Origin of the sequence: Bacteroides cellulosilyticus (assembly GCF_020091405.1) — a bacterium.
Classification (GTDB): domain Bacteria; phylum Bacteroidota; class Bacteroidia; order Bacteroidales; family Bacteroidaceae; genus Bacteroides.
This window is the reverse complement of the sequence record NZ_CP081903.1, coordinates 1,448,621-1,466,054: the sequence shown is the minus strand read 5'-3', so window position 1 is coordinate 1,466,054 and position 17,434 is coordinate 1,448,621. Positions and strand designations below refer to the sequence as shown.

The 17,434-nt window shown below is 43.9% G+C and carries 15 protein-coding genes; 2 read left to right on the top strand and 13 right to left on the bottom strand.

The window, feature by feature from the left end:
* Positions 1-18 precede the first annotated feature (18 nt).
* The 7 genes from K6V21_RS05075 to polA form a co-directional block, all read right to left on the bottom strand.
* Entirely contained in the window at positions 19-942 is a 924-nt protein-coding gene (locus K6V21_RS05075) for a ketopantoate reductase family protein (RefSeq protein ID WP_224321058.1), read from the bottom strand.
* Between the two features lie 14 nt (positions 943-956).
* On the bottom strand, positions 957-1,772 hold the full coding sequence (locus K6V21_RS05070; RefSeq protein WP_224321057.1) for a carboxypeptidase-like regulatory domain-containing protein: 816 nt from the start codon (positions 1,770-1,772) through the stop codon (positions 957-959).
* 73 nt (positions 1,773-1,845) lie between these two features.
* Positions 1,846-2,949: a redox-regulated ATPase YchF gene (gene ychF / locus K6V21_RS05065; protein WP_044534838.1), complete on the bottom strand. Its 1,104-nt coding sequence runs from the start codon at positions 2,947-2,949 to the stop codon at positions 1,846-1,848.
* Between the two features lie 115 nt (positions 2,950-3,064).
* A complete protein-coding gene (locus K6V21_RS05060) occupies positions 3,065-3,811 on the bottom strand; it encodes a TonB family protein (protein WP_224321056.1) in 747 nt (248 codons plus the stop codon).
* Between the two features lie 10 nt (positions 3,812-3,821).
* A complete protein-coding gene (locus tag K6V21_RS05055) occupies positions 3,822-4,448 on the bottom strand; it encodes an HD domain-containing protein (protein ID WP_224321055.1) in 627 nt (208 codons plus the stop codon).
* A 140-nt stretch (positions 4,449-4,588) separates the two neighbouring features.
* On the bottom strand, positions 4,589-4,981 hold the full coding sequence (locus tag K6V21_RS05050; protein WP_007211197.1) for a DUF3836 domain-containing protein: 393 nt from the start codon (positions 4,979-4,981) through the stop codon (positions 4,589-4,591).
* Between the two features lie 279 nt (positions 4,982-5,260).
* On the bottom strand, positions 5,261-8,086 hold the full coding sequence (gene polA, locus K6V21_RS05045; RefSeq protein WP_224321054.1) for a DNA polymerase I: 2,826 nt from the start codon (positions 8,084-8,086) through the stop codon (positions 5,261-5,263).
* Between the two features lie 86 nt (positions 8,087-8,172).
* On the opposite strand from polA, the gene K6V21_RS05040 reads away from it, so the two are divergent.
* Entirely contained in the window at positions 8,173-9,147 is a 975-nt protein-coding gene (locus K6V21_RS05040) for a polyprenyl synthetase family protein (protein ID WP_224321053.1), read from the top strand.
* Between the two features lie 88 nt (positions 9,148-9,235).
* Here K6V21_RS05040 and deoC read toward each other — a convergent pair whose 3' ends face one another.
* From deoC to mnmG, 6 genes are all read right to left on the bottom strand, one after another.
* Positions 9,236-10,138 carry a deoxyribose-phosphate aldolase gene (gene deoC, locus K6V21_RS05035; RefSeq protein WP_224321052.1) on the bottom strand — a complete coding sequence of 301 codons (903 nt, stop codon included), beginning with the start codon at positions 10,136-10,138 and terminating at the stop codon, positions 9,236-9,238.
* Entirely contained in the window at positions 10,125-10,463 is a 339-nt protein-coding gene (locus tag K6V21_RS05030) for a nucleotide pyrophosphohydrolase (RefSeq protein ID WP_026366777.1), read from the bottom strand. The genes deoC and K6V21_RS05030 overlap by 14 nt, the downstream gene beginning before the upstream one ends.
* Complete coding sequence (gene dtd, locus K6V21_RS05025; RefSeq protein ID WP_007216627.1) at positions 10,463-10,915, bottom strand: D-aminoacyl-tRNA deacylase; 453 nt, start codon at positions 10,913-10,915, stop codon at positions 10,463-10,465. Before dtd ends, K6V21_RS05030 begins: the two co-directional genes overlap by 1 nt.
* A gap of 101 nt (positions 10,916-11,016) precedes the next feature.
* Positions 11,017-12,843, bottom strand: coding sequence for an excinuclease ABC subunit UvrC (uvrC, locus tag K6V21_RS05020; protein ID WP_224321051.1), 1,827 nt, complete (start codon positions 12,841-12,843; stop codon positions 11,017-11,019).
* 26 nt (positions 12,844-12,869) lie between these two features.
* Positions 12,870-13,394, bottom strand: a complete 525-nt coding sequence (locus tag K6V21_RS05015; protein ID WP_224321049.1) for an adenine phosphoribosyltransferase — start codon at positions 13,392-13,394, stop codon at positions 12,870-12,872.
* Positions 13,395-13,451: 57 nt separating this feature from the next.
* Positions 13,452-15,326 (bottom strand): tRNA uridine-5-carboxymethylaminomethyl(34) synthesis enzyme MnmG, encoded by a 1,875-nt coding sequence (mnmG, locus tag K6V21_RS05010; RefSeq protein ID WP_224321048.1) that lies wholly within the window; start codon positions 15,324-15,326, stop codon positions 13,452-13,454.
* A gap of 1,086 nt (positions 15,327-16,412) precedes the next feature.
* On the opposite strand from mnmG, the gene K6V21_RS05005 reads away from it, so the two are divergent.
* Complete coding sequence (locus K6V21_RS05005; RefSeq protein ID WP_224321047.1) at positions 16,413-17,402, top strand: zinc ribbon domain-containing protein; 990 nt, start codon at positions 16,413-16,415, stop codon at positions 17,400-17,402.
* The last annotated feature ends 32 nt before the right edge of the window (positions 17,403-17,434 follow it).

Genomic DNA, 17,434 nt, shown 5'->3' with positions numbered 1-17,434 from the left:
AAGTCGCAAATTGCGACTTCAAGATTTGAACTTCTCCGCCACCATCCTGTACGTCGGAATATCAATCCCCTGTTCTTCTGCGGCAGCAATCATATCAAAAAGCAACCCTTGCACCTCACTTTCGTGTCCCTTAGCCATATCCTTCTGCATGGAAGCAGTACTTTCCGGATCCAGTTTGTCGATAACTTTAAGATTATATTCTACAATGTCTTCCTTGAAGTCAATACCGAGTTTAGCGCCCAGTGCAGCACTCTCACGGGATAGTCCGATAAACGTATCGCGCACCTCTCCGGGCTTCTGTACTTCGCCCATAGGCACATCGTAATAGGCTCCGGTGACAGCCATAGCGGAGATGAAAGACCACTTCACGAAAGTATCCCGGTTGATGTCGGGAGATATCTCGGCTTTGATGCCGCTTTCCTGCAAATCCTGTTGTATAGTTTCCAACGTTCCACGGGGAACAACCGTGCCTTTGTGTGCACCGTAAACCAGACGGAATATCTTGCCCATTTGCGTGATTTCCCCTTTGCCGGACACGAAGCCGACGATGTAGATACAGCCGTCCAGAACCGTCACTCCGGGCACCAGGCGCTGGATGCGGGGACCTGTGCCGTAGACATTGAGAATAGGGATTACAACCGTGTCCTTGTGGGCGGAGCGTTTTATCAACTCCGTTATCGAGTCTACGGAATAGCCTTTGACGCATACAAAGATGACGTCGGCTTTGCCTGTATATTCTTCGGCGGTATAGGCTTTTATGGGTAGTGTATGTTCACCTTTCAGGTCGGAGTGCAGACACAATCCGTGTTCGTGCAGGGCAGCCAGATGCTCACCGCGGGCAATGCAGGTCACATCTTTTCCGGCAAGGGAAAGAAAGGCGGCGATACTGCCTCCCACACCACCTGTGCCGGCTATAAGGTATTTCATATTATTGTTCTCCATTTTGTTGCAATGTACTATTTTACGTAGATTTCTTTTTCCATATAGTAAAGCCCTTCGCCACGGTCACCGTTCTCCAGGTCTTCCAGTTCTACCTTGAAAATACGGTAAGGGAGTCCTGCTTTCGGATGCTTGGGGAGGTCTACGGTCAGCAGATAGGCATTGGCGTATTCGTTGGCGTCAAAGTACTCTTTTATTTCCTGCTTCATCAATACGGGGACTTCCTCGCCATCTATCCAGACTGTGACTTTCAGTTGTTCGGGTCGGGGCGCCCACTGCGATTCTTTGGCATCCTTGCTCTGAGACTCTTGCTTGATGTCGCCAAGAGTTTCACCGTGCAGTATGGATTCGGGCTTTGTCTTTTCCATCCATTGGTAGAAGCGCGTCAGACTCATGGGGCGGACGTATATCTGATAGGTGGGCATGGCACCGGGAATGCGGAAGGCACGCAGGCCGTAAGCTTCCATACGGTTGTAGCGGATGTTAAGCGTAGTGTCGCGGTCGGCGATGAAGTCCCAAGCCCAGAACTCCAGGCGGTGTTCTGCTTCGGGCAGACCGCTTTTCATGGCGATATGCGCATAAGAGGGGAAGTAGATAGAAGCCACACTCTGATATTTGCCTTTAGGCACGCGGGCAGTGTAGTGTCCGTCTTTGCCGGTGACGACTTCTATGACATCGTTGAACTGCGGGTTTTGCCACCAAACACTGGCACTGTCTATCGGTTGCCCGTCATAGTCTGTCACACGACCGGAGATGGTCACTGAGTCTTGTTGCTGTGCATAAGCGACACTGCACAGAAGCATGACGAGTAGAGTAGAGAAAAGTTGCTTCATGGTTGGTTTGCAGTATTATTCTGTGATTAAATCGCCCGCCACTTGGCGGACGATTTATAATGAGTTCCGTAAATCAGACGTTGAACCGGAAGTGCATGATGTCTCCGTCCTGCACCACGTATTCTTTGCCTTCCACGCCCAGCTTTCCGGCTTCGCGTACGGCGGCCTCGCTGCCATACTGAATGAAATCTTCGTACTTGATAACCTCGGCGCGGATGAATCCTTTTTCAAAGTCGGTGTGGATAACTCCGGCACATTGCGGAGCTTTCCAGCCTTTTTGATAGGTCCATGCTCTCACTTCCATTTCTCCGGCGGTGATGAAGGTTTCCAGGTTCAGCAATTGGTAGGCTGATTTAATCAGGCGGCTTACGCCGGATTCTTTTAATCCTACTTCTTCAAGGAACATCTGGCGATCTTCATATGTTTCCAGCTCGGCGATGTCGGCTTCGGTCTTGGCGGCTACAATCAGGATTTCGGCATTTTCGTCCTTCACTGCTTCGCGCACCATTTCCACGTATTTATTGCCATTCACTGCGCTTGCCTCGTCCACGTTGCAAACGTACATCACCGGTTTGCTGGTCAGGAGGAAAAGCTCTTTGGCAATCTTCTGTTCGTCTTTGGTTTCGAACTGCACGGTGCGTGCGCTCTTGCCTTGTTCCAGTGCCTCTTTATACTGTACCAGTACGTCGTAAGCCAGCTTGGCAGCTTTGTCGCCACCTGTCTGTGCTTGCTTCTGCACTTTCTGGATGCGGCTTTCAATGGTTTCCAGGTCTTTCAGTTGCAATTCGTAGTCGATGATTTCCTTGTCGCGCACCGGGTTGATGCTTCCGTCTACGTGTGTCACGTTTTCATCGTCGAAGCAACGCAGCACGTGAATGATAGCATCCGTTTCACGAATGTTCGCGAGGAATTTGTTACCCAGTCCTTCGCCTTTGCTGGCACCCTTTACGAGTCCGGCAATATCCACGATTTCCACTGTAGTGGGCACGATGCGGCCCGGATGTACCAGTTCGGCGAGTTTCGTCAGGCGCTCATCGGGCACGGTGATTACACCTACATTCGGTTCTATTGTACAAAAAGGGAAGTTTGCCGCCTGCGCTTTTGCGTTGGACAAACAGTTGAAAAGCGTCGACTTGCCTACGTTCGGCAGGCCAACAATACCACATTGTAAAGCCATTATCTATTTTGTTATTACTTATTTTCTTGCTGCAAAGATAGGTATTCTTCTGTTTATCTGATAAAAGATTAGGTTTTAATTAACGTTGCCCTATGTCTTTCAATGCTATGTAGTGTTATTCTGTATATTTTTTCCATATATCTATATGGAAATAGATAGGCAATATAAAGGTACTTTCTACACACAAACCTCTTTGTCTGGCAGGCTTCCAAGCTGGCATGGAAAGAACGAGGCGTTTTGCCTCTTGATCCAGCATTGATGATACACTCCGGAGGATTTTAGGATCGGTAGCTTTGCCCTTTTTGTCAATAGTGAACTGTATTAGTACTTCTCCTTCTTCTCCTTGCTTAAAAGCTTCCTGAGGATATTGTTGGTTTTCTTTAAAGAATTTGTATAAAGCTTCTTCACCATCTGGGAAATAGGCATCTGCATATACAAGTTCAAACGTACCATCACGGTCGTCTTCATAAGGTTCACCTTTTTCAATGATTATCTTATCTTTTCTTACATGTACATTTTTCAATCTTTGAATACGTGGTTGCATTTGTACTATGAAGCCGGTAGTATCTTTCTCCTGTAATTGTCTGTATGCATCTTCTTTTCCTGCATAGGTGAAGTATAGGGTTTCTTTAGGTTTGGCATCTATGTAGAAATTTCCGTTTGAGTCTGAAATTGTTCCACGCATACTTCCGGGTATGTAGATACTTACCTTGGGGAGAGCGTTGTTATCTGTATCCACAACCTTTCCCTTAAAGAATATCCTGTCTGGATTAAGTGGTTCAAAAGGTCTGATTTGCGCTTTCAAAAATGAGGGAAAGAATAGTAATATGCCAAGTATGGCATTATAATAAAGTGCTTTCATTATCGGAGGTTTAATTGTTTTTTTCTTCTGAAAATAATTTGTTGAATGTTCTTTTGAGCAAATCTTCGTTTAGGATAATAGTTTGTAGTTCTTTCAGGCGTTCTGTATTCTTGGAGTCTGGAAGCCAGAGCTTCAGATATCCTCCCGGTGCATATTTATCCATTAAATGCTGATGAAAACGTTGATAGTGCCATTCTTTATCTGCTTCTGGTTGTTGTTTCAGCCCGTATTGTACAGTGCGGCGTAGAGTGATAGTGGGGTCAATCACGCGATCTGCTTCTGCGACTATTTTTCCGTAAATACTCCGAGGTTCATGGTCCGTAGATGCCCGATGGTCTTCTACCGCCTCCTTCATGGTTTCTATTTCTTTTTCATTGAACCATTGGCGGAGAGCGGCATCTTGCTTCAGAATCTCACCTGAGATTAGGTGATGTGTAGCACGATCATGACAAAGCCCGGTATCGTGGTAAGCGGCAATAGTATATGCCATACTTTCATTTACACCATACTGTTTGGCAAGTGAAAGGCTCTCTTCTATAACGGCCTGTACGTGCGAGAGGTTATGAGCCTTGTCGAACTTCTCATAACGTGGAATGATTTCTGTTTCAATGTAGTGGGTGAGGTTGGCAGGTATCATAAATAGATGTTTTTTTTGAAAGGCAAAGTTATGAAAAAAGCCGGAATACATCGCGTATTCCGGCTTTCGTTGGTGTACAAAACTTATAAAGGTTTCGGTTTGTTCAATTTGTTAGAATTTTAAGAGAGTATCTGTAAGATTTACAGGCTTGGATTGTCCATCGTAACCGTCATGTCAGGTACAAGGACGTATGCTTTTTGTTTACTGTTCCATTTATAATAAGTGGTAGTGATGCTTTTTCCCTGATAGGCGTAGCAAATGCGAAGATCGTTTTCCCAAGTATTCTTTTGGCTGTTCCACTTCATAGTTTCGCTTTCCGTCATACGTTTTTGGTCATCATACTTGTAGCTGTACTTCATGTAGTTTGCTAAAGTTCCACTGTCCATCTTGTAAACGGTTTGCCCAACCATCATTCCGTCTTTCTCTTCCGAATTGTAAATAAGGTTGTTTTTGTTAGCTGCAGAAGCTGCCATAGCACTAAAAAGAATTACTGCTGATAAAGCAACTGTTTTTAAAAATACTTTTGTTCTCATGGTTCTATATGTTTTTAAGTTATCTCTTACTGTATTCTATCAATATGTCATTGAATTCGTTGCAAAGGTACGTATTTAATTGACATAAATATCATATATGAATTAAATATAGTCAAAATGTCAAATATGGTTGCTCCCTTATGCTTTCTTTTTGCCAAGATTGATGACAAAAAAATATCCGGCAGTGATGTTGCCGGATATTATGGTGAGCAAACTGTATTTCGAACAGATTACTTCAGTTGCTTTCTGATTGTAAGTTAAATAAAGTTATAGGTGGAGTTAATGGGCTTCCAACCAGTTTTTCCCCCACCCGCAATCGGCTCTCAGGGGTACGTGCATGCGATATGCACGTTCCATTTCTTCAATTACAATTTGTTGCACAAACTCTTTTTCAGCCTCTGGAACGCTGAAATTTAGTTCGTCATGGACCTGTAAAATCATCTTTGCTTTCAGATTGTTACTTTGAAAGCGTTTGTAGATGCGTGCCATGGCAACTTTAATGATATCAGCTGCACTTCCCTGGATAGGCGCATTGATGGCATTGCGCTCTGCATATCCGCGTACGGTTGCGTTGCGGGAGTTGATATCGGGCAGGAAACGTTTGCGGTGGAAGATCGTTTCCACATATCCTTGTTCGCGTGCTATCTGAATGCTTTTATCCATATATTCACGAACTTGCGGGTAGGTTTCGAAATACCCATCGATCAATTCTTTGGCTTCTTTACGGTCCACATTCATACGTTCTGCCAGTCCAAAGATAGAAATACCGTAGATGATACCGAAATTGGCTGTCTTGGCTTTGCGACGCATGTCGGAAGTGACGTCCTTTATGTCTACCTTATATATTTTAGCGGCAGTGGCGGCATGAATATCATAACCGCTGAGGAAGGCGTCAATCATATTCTTATCTTCGCTTAGATGTGCCATAATGCGCAACTCTATCTGTGAATAGTCGGCGGAGAAGAACTCGCAACCATCGTCCGGAATGAAGGCTTTACGGATTTCCTTACCGTCTTCGTCGCGGATAGGAATGTTTTGCAGGTTCGGGTTACTGGAACTGAGTCGTCCGGTAGCTGTGACTGCCTGGTTAAAAGAAGTATGAATACGCCCTGTGCGTGGATTGATCAGTAGGGGGAGAGCATCGATATACGTTCCTAATAATTTTTTCAATCCACGGTATTCGAGGATCTTTCCGATAATCTCATGTTTATTGCGCAGGCTTTCCAGTACCTCTTCCGAAGTGACGTATTGTCCTGTCTTGGTTTTCTTTGCCTTATCTGTAATCTTTAGTTTGTCGAACAGGATTTCGCCCACCTGCTTGGGTGAAGCTATATTGAACGTTTCCTCTGCCAGTTCATAGATTTCTTTTTCTATCTCTTGCAGGCGGACAGTGAAATGCTCGGAGGTTTGTTTCAGTGCTTCGGTATCAATGCGCACCCCGTTACTTTCCAGATTGGCAAGTACGCGTACGAGCGGCATTTCTATTTCATAGAAGAGATGTTCAACTCCCTGCTTCTTCAATTCTTCTTCAAGTACATTCTTTAGCTTTAAAGTAATGTCTGCATCTTCGCATGCATATTTGTAAACTTCTTCTGGTGGAAGGTCCCGCATGTTCTTTTGGTTCTTTCCTCTCGGGCCGATAAGTTCATCAATGTGGATGGTTTGATAATGCAGGTAAATTTCTGCCAGGTAATCCATGTTATGACGAAGTTCGGGTTGCAAAACGTAATGTGCGATCATGGTGTCGAAAAGTTCACCTTTCACTTCCATCCCGTAATTTTGAAGAACAAGAATATCGTACTTGATATTTTGTCCGACTTTCATTGAATTTTCATTTTCGTAGAGCGGCCGGAACTCATTTACTATTTTTAACGCTTCTTCCCGTTCTGCCGGAACCGGAACATAATAAGCCTGATTTTCGGTATCGCTGAAGCTCATCCCTACCAATTCTGCTTCCATTGGTTCGGCTGAAGTCGTTTCTGTATCTATTGAGAGAATTTTAGTTGTAAGCAACTTTTTAATAATTTTGCTCCTTTTCTCTTCTGTATCAATGAGTTGGTAGTCTGCATTGATGGTTTCTAAACGCGCGAGATTTGAATTTTTGGAATCTTCCGGCCCGTTGGACGCAAATTCTTCAAACAAATTGCCTTGAATCGGACCGTTATTTTGAGTAAAAAGCGGGTCTGGTGAAAAAAGATCGGGAGCAACGGAAGAAGGGGAGGGAGAGCTACTCTTTTTGAGTACACGGTCAATGAGTGTACGGAATTCCAGTTCTTCGAAAATTTTCCGGAGTTCTTCTTCATTCGGTTCTTCACGAACGAGAGCTTTCATGTCAAGTTTGATGGGAACATCGATTTTGATTGTTGCAAGGAATTTGGAGAAGGTAATCATTTCCCGGTTATTTTCGACTTTCGTCTTCAATGCACCTTTTAGTTCATCGGTGTGCTCCAGAAGATTTTCGATACTGCCGAATTCACTGATCAGCTTTTGTGCGGTTTTCTCTCCGACACCGGGACATCCGGGAATATTATCGGAGGCATCCCCCATTAATCCCAGCATGTCAATAACCTGCTGGGTGGACTGAATGTCGAATTTAGCTTTTACCTGTTCTATTCCCATAACCTCAAACCCGCCGGTATGTTTGGGACGGTACATGAATACATTTTCAGATACTAATTGGCCATAGTCCTTATCGGGAGTCATCATGTAAGTGGTGATGCCTTGTTGTCCTGCCTCAGTGGCAAGCGTACCGATGACGTCGTCGGCTTCGTATCCCGCTACTTCCAGGATGGGAATGCGGTATGCACGTATAATATCCTTTATAATAGGTACGGAAAGGCGGATAGCTTCCGGAGTTTCCTCACGTTGTGCCTTATATTGTTCGTAGGCCTCATGGCGGAAGGTCGGTCCGGCGGGATCGAAAGCGACTCCGATGTGAGTAGGATTCTCTTTTTTGAGTACTTCTTCCAGGGTATTTACAAAGCCCAGAATGGCGGAAGTATTGAACCCTTTGGAGTTAATCCGAGGGCTCTTGATGAACGCGTAATAGGCGCGATATATCAATGCATAGGCATCGAGAAGAAACAGTTTATCGTCAGAATTCATATATTTATCCTTTTTTTCATGGTAAAAGTACAAAAAAATACCGTATTAAGTGTTTTATTACTATTTTTGTGGGAAAATAGCGATGCATGGACAACTCATCACTCATAAAAACTCCGATAGCGGCAGAACTGGACGATTTCAAAAAGCTGTTTGATAATTCGCTTACCAGTTCCAACTTTTTGCTGAATGAAGTAATCTCACACATTCGACAAAAGAACGGGAAGATGATGCGTCCGATTTTGCTGCTGCTTGTGGCAAAGCTATATGGACGGATTTGTCCCGAATCACTTCATGCGGCGGTTTCCCTTGAATTATTACATACGGCCAGTCTGGTACACGATGATGTGGTGGATGAAAGTACCGAGCGTCGCGGACAGCTGTCGGTGAATGCTATTTATAATAATAAGGTAGCGGTACTGGTGGGTGACTACCTTTTGGCAACCGCACTTGTGCAGGTAGGCAAGACGCATAATTACGCTATTATTGATGTGGTTTCCCGTCTGGGACAGAATTTATCCGAGGGCGAACTTCTTCAACTTTCTAATGTAAGTAATCTCCAATTCTCCGAAGAAATCTATTTTGATGTGATCCGTAAGAAGACGGCTGTGCTCTTTGCAGCTTGTACCAAATCGGGTGCTCTCTCGGTAGGAGTGACCGATGAACAGGCGGAATTTGCGCGCCAGTTCGGTGAATATATCGGTCTTTGCTTCCAGATTAAGGATGATATATTCGACTATTATGATAGTAAGGAGATAGGTAAGCCAACAGGAAACGATATGTTGGAAGGCAAACTGACCCTTCCCGTTCTTTATGCCTTGAACTCTACCAAGGATGAAAGTGCGGAAGAGATTGCCGTCAAAGTGAAAAATGGTACTGCCTCGGCCGATGAAATCGCCCGATTAATCGAATTTGCCAAGCAACAAGGTGGCATTGAATATGCAGTGCAGACCATGTTTGCCTATAAGGAAAAAGCGCTTTTATTATTGGCATCCTTGCCTGATTCAGATGTAAAAGCCGGCCTTGCTGCTTATTTGGATTATGTAGTGGACCGCGATAAGTGATTTCCCCGAAAATTTTGTACTGCCTTCATAATATAAAAGCCTGACAGAATTTCCTGTCAGGCTTTTATATTCAGTTTTACTTCTATCTTTAGAAAAACTTTATTTCCATGCCTTTAATATCCGAAAGTAGAAGGTTGGCCAGGCGGCTAGTTCCCAAACGGAACCATTGGTTGTCGAGCCATTCTTCGCCAAGCACCTCTTTGACGATAGTGTAGTAGATGACGGCGTCATTTACGGTATTAATGCCTCCGGCAGGTTTGAAACCTACTTTATTGCCGGTTTTATCGTAATATTCTTTAATAGCCCGGCACATTACATAAGCAGCTTCCGGGGTTGCAGCGGGTGGTTGTTTCCCGGTAGATGTCTTTATAAAGTCTGCGCCCGAATACATAGATAGAATAGAGGCTTTCATGATATTGGAAGCACTCTTCAGAGCGCCTGTTTCCAGAATCACTTTCATGTGATGTTCCTTGCAGACATCTTTCAGTTCCTGTATCTCTTCGCACATGTTTTCGTAGTCTCCACTCAGGAATTTGCCTACTGAAATTACGATATCTATTTCGTCTGCACCTTCCATCAGTGCCATGGCGGTTTCTGCTACTTTTACTTCTGTGAAGGTTTGTGAGGAAGGAAAACCTGCCGAAACACAGGCTATTTTTACATCCTCTACTTCCAGGGTACTCTTTACGATTTCTGCGAAGTTAGGGTAAACACAGATAGCAGCGACATTCTCCAAATCAGGGAATTCTTCATCGAACTGATTTACTTTTTGAGTGAATTTCATCACGCTTTCATCGCTGTCCGTAGTGTTCAGTGTAGTAAGATCAATGCAGTGGAACAAGAATTTCTTGACCTCCTCCGTATGGTTTCCGGGCACTTTTTCTGCAATGATTTTCGCTACCTGGACAGCTACTTCCGTATCGTCCAGCTGTGTGTTGTACTTTGCCAATGCGGCATCATACTTGTTCTGGTTAGGTTCATTCTTCTCCATGGTCTTGCAATTTAGGATTATTGATATGGCGGGTGTTATCCCGTTGGGTTTTCTTCTCCAGATTGCGGGCAAACGCTTCAGTGACGTTTACACCTGTCTGATTGGCAATGCAGAGTAGTACCCAGAGGACATCCGCTATTTCGTCTTCGATATTATCTTTTTCTCCTTCTTTGAAGGATTGGTCACCGTATTTGCGGGACATAACTCTTGCCAGTTCACCTACCTCTTCGGTAAGGACAGCCATATTGGTGAGTTCGCTGAAATAGCGTACACCATACTTTTTAATCCAGCAATCTACCTGATGCTGAGCTTCTTCTAATGTCATCATTCCTTGTTTTTTGTATCCATACAGATGGTCACAGGGCCATCGTTCAATAATTCTACCTTCATGTCGGCACCAAATTCTCCGGTACCTATTTCTTTGCCTAATAGAAAACTCAAATCTTTGCAAAACTGTTCATACAGCGGAACAGAAATATCGGGCTTTGCTGCACGTATATATGAAGGACGATTACCCTTCTTTGTGGAAGCATGCAAGGTAAACTGACTGATTACCAGTATTTCACCGTTAATGTCGAGGATTGATTTGTTCATTACTCCATTCTCGTCGTCAAAGACACGCAGGTTGACAATTTTTTTGCAAAGCCAGTCAATATCTTCTTGTCCGTCTGTTTCCTCAATACCTACCAATATCAGAAGCCCTTTCCCTATAGCGGACTTGCATGTTCCGTTGATTGTAACGGAAGCGTGTCCGACACGTTGTATGACTACTCTCATGTTCTTTTTATCCTAATCTTTTAAAACTTTTCCGGATGCAAAGTTACGAATAAATTCGTGATTGCCTGCAATTTGTACGTATGAATATGTAGAAGGAGGAGTTAACTCCTAAAATATTCTTCAATAACTTTTGCTTTAGCTTCTCCTGTAACCTTCGTAAGCGCCTCCAGGGATGCTTCTTTTATGCGCTTTACGCTTTTAAACTCTTTTAGCAGAGCTGCTTTTGTCTTTTCTCCAATGCCTTTTATCTCGTCCAACTCGGAAGCAATCTGTCGTTTGCTGCGTTTTTCGCGGTGGAAAGTAATGGCAAAACGATGTACTTCATCCTGTATCTGCGTCAATAATCGGAACAGGGGAGTGTTTTGTTTTAAACCGATAGTCTGCGGTGGAAAGCCATAAAGCAGTTCGGATGTGCGGTGTTTGCCATCCTTGGCAAGTCCGGCAATGGGGATATTCAGGTTTAGTTCGTCCAGAACTTCTTTTACGGCGCCCATTTGTCCCTTTCCACCGTCGGTGATAAGGAGGTCGGGTAGGGTTGCTTTTTCTTCAATAGCGCGCTGATAACGGCGTCTTACGACTTCTTTCATGGAGGCGTAGTCGTCTGCACCTACTACGGTCTTGATATTGTACTTCCGGTAGTCTTGTTTTGAGGGCTTGGCTTTCTTGAATACCACGCAGGCGGCAACCGGATCGGAGCCTTGGATATTTGAGTTATCAAAACACTCTATTTGTATGGGTAAATGTTCAAGGTGTAACTCTTCCTGTATCTCTTTCATCAAGCGGACGCTGCGCTGTTCCGGATTCAGCTTTTCGGCTTGCTTCATGCGATCGGCCTTATACTGCTTTACATTCAGAATGGAAAGATCCAGCAGTTTCTTCTTATCCCCTCGCTGAGGTATTGTAAAGACCACGTCTTTCAACTCCATATCCACCTCGAAAGGCACGATGATTTCGCGTGAAAGGCTCTTGTATCGCTCTCTCATTTCAATGATGCCCAGTTGGATAAGTTCTTCTTTGGTTTCATTCAACCGCTTCTTGTACTCGAATGTAAAAGCCTGGTTGATTGCCCCGTTTGTGATATGCAGATAATTGATAAATGCAGATTTGCCATCGCTGTCTTCCTCTATGGAAAAAACATCGATATTATGCAGAACATTGCTTACTACCTCTGACTTGGCACGGTAACTTTCAATCAGCATGTATTTACTCTTGACCTTTTGTGCATCTTCAAACTTCATTTCGGCAGCCAGTTCCTGCATTTGCTGAAAAAGTATCCGTTGTATTTCCTGCGTATTACCTTTGAGGATTTCCTTGATTTCTCCGATGTTTTTCATGTAATCATCCAGTGATTGCTTCCCTACACAAGGTCCGGCGCAGTTCTTGATATGATATTCCAGGCAAACATTAAATTTTCCAGCCCGGATATTTTCGGGTGAAAGGTTCAGGTTGCAGGTGCGTAACGGATACAGATGCTTGATAAGATCGAGCAATGCATTCATGGAAGGTACATGGCTGTAAGGGCCATAGTAAGAGGAACCGTTGCGTATGATTTTACGTGTCTTGAATATCCGGGGAAAATACTCGTTTTGAACGCAAATGGACGGATATGTCTTATCATCTTTCAACAAGACATTGTACCGTGGCTTATATTTCTTGATGAGATTATTCTCTAGCAGCAAGGCGTCTTCCTCAGAGTTCACCACAATATATCGGATATCGGCTATTTTGCTGACGAGTACTCTTGTTTTTCCCGGTTCGTGTTCTTTGTTGAAATAGGAGGAGACCCTTCGCTTTAAGTTTTTAGCTTTACCTACGTATATGATAACCCCTTCGGTATTCAAATATTGGTAAATACCGGGGCTCTCCGGAAGGTTTAATACAATTCCTTTCAGATATTCGCTGGTTTTAAGTTCAGGGTTATTCTCCATGTGGTTCTCAGGTCTCTTCTCTTTGTTTATAATGAAAGTACCGACTGTACGTCTACGTCTTTGTTGAATAAGTCTATTCCGTGCAACTCCTTCAGTTCTATGATGAAGTTTACATATATTTTCTTCGGATTCATCTTTTGTACTAGCTTGCAGGCGGCCTCCATTGTTCCGCCTGTGGCGAGCAGATCGTCATGTAGCAAAACTATGTCGTTCTCGTTGAGAGCATCTTTATGTATCTGAATGGTGTCTTTACCATATTCTTTATCGTAGCTTTCCTCGATGGTTTCTGCAGGAAGCTTTCCGGGCTTGCGGATAGGAATGAAACCTGCACCCAAGCGGGTGGCGAGGATAGGTCCCATAATGAAGCCTCTCGATTCAATACCTACCACTTTTGTGATACCTTTGTCCTTGTACATTTCATACAATGTATCTGAAAGTTCCTGAAGCCTTGCAGGATCTTTGAACAATGTAGTTACGTCGTAAAATAGAATTCCCGGAATAGGAAAATCGGGGATTTCCCGAATGCTTTTTGCAAGAGTTTCTTTGCTCATAATCAGTATTTTTAATGCGTTTATTGAATTCTTTGTTTCACGTGGAACGTATTTGCTTTATCTGCCCGAAAGCACCAACAATACGTTTATATCGCTTGGTGATACGCCCGGAATCCGGCTTGCCTGGGCTATCGTTTCCGGATTAATCTTCACCAGCTTCTGTCTTGCTTCGGTGGATAGGGATTGGATGGCATTATAATCAAACTTCCCTTTTATTTTGATGCTTTCCAGACGAGCCAGTTTATCTGCAATCATTCGTTCACGTCCAATGTATCCTTCATACTTAATCAGGATTTCAGCTGCCTCAATTATTTCTTCTTTTCTTTCAGTAACTTTATCCAGTTCCCGGCGGAAAGCGCTGACATGCTCAGCCATGTTTTCAAGCGTAACTTGGGGACGGTTTATAAGGTCGATCAATTTGCATCCTTGGCGGAGGGGAGTGGTACCCAATTGCTCCAATACCGGATTGATTAATGCCGGTTTCATCGAATAGTTACGAGTGAATTCTATGATACTATTGATTGAGTCACGTTTTCGTTTCAATAATTCATAGCGGTCGCTCTTTACAAGTCCGAGTTTCCATGCCTTTTCGGTGAGACGCATATCTGCATCGTCCATACGTAGCAGGATGCGGTACTCGGCGCGCGAAGTGAACATGCGATAAGGTTCATCCACGCCTTTGGTTACCAAATCGTCGATCAATACGCCGATATATGCTTCGTCTCGTGCAAGAGTAAATGGTTCGCCACCGTGACAGTTTATATGTGCATTGATTCCGGCAATGATTCCTTGTCCGGCTGCCTCTTCATATCCGGTAGTTCCGTTTACCTGTCCTGCAAAGAATAGATTTTTAATTTTCTTCGTTTCCAACGTATGTTTTAGTTGAGTAGGGTCAAAGTAGTCATACTCGATAGCGTATCCGGGACGATAAATCACCAAGTCTTTGAATGCAGGGACTTTCTTCAGTGCTTCTATCTGTATATTCATCGGGAGTGATGAAGAGAAACCATTTAAGTAAAGTTCCTGTGTCGTTTCTCCTTCAGGTTCCAGGAAAAGTTGGTGTTGCTCCTTATCGGGGAAAGTAACTATTTTAGTTTCGATACTGGGGCAGTAACGTGGACCGATACTCTGAATCTGTCCGTTGAAAAGGGGAGAATCCGGCAACCCTTCACGTAATACATGGTGTACTTCCTCGTTCGTGAAGCAAGTCCAGCATGGAAGTTGCTTTAAGTGACGTACGCTGGTATCCAGGAATGAGAATTTATGAAAATCACATTCTCCATCCTGCGTTTCCATGTATTCATAGTGCACGCTCCGTCCGTCTATGCGAACAGGCGTACCGGTTTTCATGCGTCCGTATTCGATGCCGTGTCTTGCGATGGATTCGGTTAATTCGTAAGATGCAGGTTCTGCCATACGTCCTCCGGCAAGTTTGGTACGTCCTACGTGCATTAATCCGTTCAGGAAAGTGCCGGCGGTCAGTACGATGCACTTTGCACGGAAGGTTACATCGAGTAAAGTGGTTAAGCCTGCCACTTCTCCGTTTTCAACGAGAATTTCGCGTACTGTATCTTGCCAGATATGCAGATTAGGAATGTTTTCTAATATTTCGCGCCATGCCCAGATGAACTTATTGCGGTCGCATTGTGCACGGGGGCTCCACATTGCGGGGCCTTTGGAACGGTTCAGGATACGGAACTGGATGGCGGTCTGATCGGTCACTAATCCCATATATCCACCTAAAGCATCTACTTCGCGTACAATTTGTCCTTTGGCAATACCGCCTACGGCAGGGTTACAACTCATTTGTCCTATCTTATTCATGTCCATGGTGATAAGACAGGTTTTTGAACCCAGATTTGCCGCAGCAGCTGCGGCCTCACAACCGGCATGTCCGGCGCCAATCACGATAACGTCGTATTTAAACTCCATTCATTCAATGTCTTTAAAACAGTGCAAAGTTACGAAAAAAACTACTACTCATCCAGTTTTTCTTTTTCTTATCATTGTTTAAGGGAAGGTTAGTGGCTTGTGAACCACACCAATCTTTCAGTTTTTTCCCGAGCTCCCTGTTCATCAGTATTCCGGCTGAAATATGCCTGAAACGACTATAGACTTGGATGTTTCAGCTGAAATGCCTATGAACAGGGAGCTCGGGAAAAAACTGAAAGACTGCAAGAAGAAAATAACACTTTGGTGTATTGAATATAATTATAACAAGCAATGTCATGACGCAAAACTAGCAATATTCCGCATTACGACATTGCTAGTTTTGCATCATGACGTTGCTTGTAGTTTCAGGCATGTCCGATTTCGAAGTAAGTGGAATATGTTAGAGGTGTGAAAAGCAAGTAATATATGTGCACGAATATTCTTTTTGTACAAGGAAAATTTATCGCTGATTATCAAGGCACTACAAAGTGCCAATTTCTTGTCGACAAGGAATTAAGAGTTTGTTGGCAAGAAGTTAACTTCCTGTCGACAAACTCTTAACTTCCTGTAAAGGGAGAAATAACAGGCTTTCGATTTCCTTACACAGTGTGATTGATAGGACGAATATATCGTCACTGTTGCAACTATAACAAGCTGCATTTCCATATTATGTGAAAAAAGTGTGTATGTGATGCGGACTAACGAGCTATATATCGGTGGTATTGGATATATAGATGCTGCATGTCCGATATATAGATGCGACATGTTCGATATATAGATGCTGCGCGTCCGATATATATAGCTAATATCCAGAATATGAGTTAAATTTCTATTGGTTATGTTTTGTGCATTTTTGTAGGGTTATGAATCAGTTACGAGCTACAGACTACAAGCTACAAGTGCCTTTCGGAACATAGCGCAGCTACTTGTAGCTTGTAGCCTGTAGCTCGTAACTTCATTCCTTTCTTTTTCTGTTTAGAAGCAAAAAAGAGTTTTTTCTATCTGCCGCCATCGTATTCCGCAAATAATTTGATATATTTGGAAACTTAAAATCTGGGTGGTCAACTTATAGTCTGAATACGGTTTATGGAACAGCAACATCAATCTTTATCGGAACAACAGATAAAGGCGCAGCAGAAGACTTCGGAGAAACAGGCGGAACAGCCGCAATGTTGTCCTAATTGCGGGACACCTTGTCACAGTGGCGATAAATTCTGTGAAGAATGTGGCATGGCGCTTAAAGGAACTTCATGCATGCGTTGTAACTCTCCTGTTCAGCCTAATTGGGAAATATGCCCTCATTGCGGACAAGGACTTCATGCAGAATTGTGCTCATTCTGCGGTGCCTCGATGGAAGCGGATGATTTCTTCTGTCCTGATTGTGGTAATCCTCGCACAGGGATTATCTGTCCTGACTGCAATACCCTTAATTTCCGCAGTTTTTGCCGAAAATGTAATCGTCCCCTGAATGAGATGGCAATGCAGGAAATGCAAAAGGCGAAGAAAGACCCCGTCTTTCAGGAAATGCTGGCATTGGCACAGGAACTTGCCGATTTGGAAGAACAAATACTGAATACTGTCTCTGAAGAACTTCCGGTGGGGGAACCGGAACTGCCTCCTGTAGAATTGAGTGAAGCCGATAAGAAACTGATACAACAATATAAAGATCTCTTTTCAGGAAGCGGTTCTCTTGAAGGAATGCAGGTTTCCAGACCTAAACCGAAAGTGGAGGAACCTGTTCAAACCCGTCCGAAGATACAACTGAATGTGAAGAAGGTAGATCTTGACGAAGCGAAGCAATCTTATAAAGAGAAACTGGAAGAAATGAAGTTGCTGATGGAGAAACTTCGTCCGGAAGGAGATATGACGCCACAGATGCAGCGGAATTACTATTCGGCAAGGAAATTGCCTGTTTTGCGGAAATCCGTAACAACAGCGCCTGTTTGTTGGATATGTAACCTCTGCGGTTGCCACCATAGCCACCCAAGTGAGTGTGCCCAGCCGGAACTGGGGGGGACTTGGGTATATGAGGATGTGGTGACTGTTACAAAAACCTTTGAGTATCAGGATGATTGATCCTTCATGGGGCCTTGCCGGATTGGCTAATC